The sequence below is a fragment of the Xanthovirga aplysinae genome (assembly GCF_009711365.1).
In the GTDB taxonomy this organism is placed as follows: Bacteria; Bacteroidota; Bacteroidia; order Cytophagales; family Cyclobacteriaceae; genus Xanthovirga; species Xanthovirga aplysinae.
The window spans coordinates 1-2,361 of record NZ_SMMB01000556.1 but is presented as its reverse complement, the minus strand read 5'-3'; the positions used below and the strand labels follow the sequence as shown (position 1 = coordinate 2,361).

Annotated in this window: 1 protein-coding gene; it reads left to right on the top strand. The window is 39.1% G+C overall.

Translation table 11 applies throughout. The features are described 5' to 3' along the window. Positions 1–2,287, top strand: a 2,287-nt coding sequence (locus tag E1171_RS02660; protein WP_155203810.1) for an MBG domain-containing protein, incomplete at its 5' end; no start/stop codon positions are given. Positions 2,288–2,361: the final 74 nt, after the last annotated feature.

Sequence of the window (2,361 nt, the reverse complement as noted above, 5' to 3'; positions counted from 1 at the left end):
TGGAAGTATTCCAGTTGAATTGGGCAATTTGACGGATCTGCAGAATTTACATTTGGAGTTTAACAAATTAAGTGGGATTATTCCAGTGGAATTAGGCAATTTGACGAACCTAGAGATTTTGGATTTTTCAGTTAATCAATTAAATGGCAGTATTCCTGTAGAATTGGGTAATATGACCGGTTTAGAGTTTTGTAGATTGTCTTCCAATCAATTAAGTGGCAGTATTCCGGAAGAATTGGGTAATTTGACGAAACTACATCTTTTGGATTTGTCTTCTAATCAGTTAAGTGGTAGTATTCCAATAAAAATAACTTCATTGAGTGATTTAAATAGCTTGGATTTGTCCTCTAATCAATTAAGTGGTAGTATTCCAGGGGAATTGAGTTCTTTGACCAATTTAAGTGATTTGGGATTATCCTCAAATCAATTTAATGGTTTCATACCCTTGGAATTGGGAAATATGACGGCTTTAACCTCTTTAGATTTGAGTAATAATCAATTAAGTGGTAGTATTCCAGTAGAATTGGGTAACCTTATAGCTTTAGATTGGTTGGGTTTGGATTATAATCAATTAACTGGTGATGTTCCAGTGGAACTGGACAACTTGACGGCTTTAAGGTATTTGTTTTTGAATAATAACCATTTCAATTATTCGCCGGATTTGTCGGCACTTTCAAGTACAGAAATTTATATTCGGGAAAATGATCTGGGTTTTGAAAGTTTACAAAACAATTGGGATATTATAAATAATCTCTACTTTGATCCTCAGAATAAGGCTCCTGTGTTATTTGAATGGGAAAATGAGACACACAATGATTTCATCTTAAGTGTAACGGTAGATGGAGAAGGGAATTCCTATCAATGGTATGCGGATGGTGAACTTCTGGATGGGGAAACAAGCACATCTTATTCCGGCCATACTTCAGCGGGAAATGTCTTCCAATGTGAAATTACCAACCCTACTTTTCCAGGCTTTACTATTTCATCAGTAGAATTTTCGTTGGATTGTTTGTTTGGGAACCTGGAAGAGGCAGTAGTGGGTAGAAATCATACCTCATCAACTCCTACAATTTTTAAGTTTACGGCCCCAGAGGAAGGGGAGGTAACCATTTCTTCTGTGGTGGGTCTTAGTGATAGTTATAAGGATTTATACCTTTACCGAGGTTGTGGGGAAGCTCCTTTGGCGAAAGATAAAAATAATGATCAAACATATTTGCAAGTGCCCCTTAAAAAGGGAGAAAACCTTTTTATTGAATGGAAGGAAGTTTTTGATAATGATATTTCCTTTGATTGGAACCTGGAATTCAAAGCTAGGGCTTCTCTTCGTTTAGGCAATAATTCATTTACTTATAATGGTAAAGAGCAAGTTGTGGATTACAACTTCGAAGCCGAAGGAGTTACCGATGCCGTGGAAATATTATTCAATGGCCAAACTGATCTTCCTGTGGAGGCAGGGGAGTATGAGGTGACCATCAGCATAACTGACTTGGAACATTACCTTCCGGAATCGGTTAGCGGGACTTTGACAATTAATCCGGCTCTCCTGACTGTGACGGTAAAAGACGCAAGCAAAAACTATGGAAAGGCCAACCCATCCTTTGAGGGACAATATGAGGGTTTTGTAAATGGAGAACATGAAGGAGATGGAGCTTCCCTGTCTGGGGAATTAAGTTTTAGTACCCTGGCAAATAAGCAAAGTGAAGTGGGCACTTATTTGGTTGAATCATCGGGTCTTTCAGCCAGGAATTATGCGATTACGTTTGGTGAAGGTACTTTAACTGTAATCCCTGCCGAACTCTCAATAACGGCTAATGACTATAGCCGTGAATATGAAGAAGAAAACCCTATTTTTGAAGGAGAAATAGAAGGTCTGGTGAATCAGGATAATATTACGGCTGCATACAGTAGCACTGCCACTATTGCATCGGTTCCTGGGGAATATCCCATCACTATCAGTCTGAATGACCCCGAAGATAAGCTGAAAAACTATATGGTAAATTTGAAGGAAGGTGTTTTAGTTATTGAAGCTATCCTGGGCAGTGAAGAAGAGCAAGCTTTTGTTCTGGAGGTAGGGCCTAATCCTGCGACCTCCCAACTATCCGTCAGTTGGGGAGAGAGCCAAGGATGGAAAGCGAAAATTTATACCCTTAGCGGTCATCTTATGTTGGAGCAAAGTGGTCGTGGGAAAGACATACAGTTGGATGTATCCAGCTTGTCTATAGGTGTTTATATTCTGCGATTGCAGATAGGGGAGAAAGAACTAGAGCTTCGTTTTGTGAAACAATAAATGTCAAAATCCTCCTTACCCTCCAAGGGATTGAAGCCCTTGGAGGGTTCTTTTTTACTCATTCCTAAATAAAA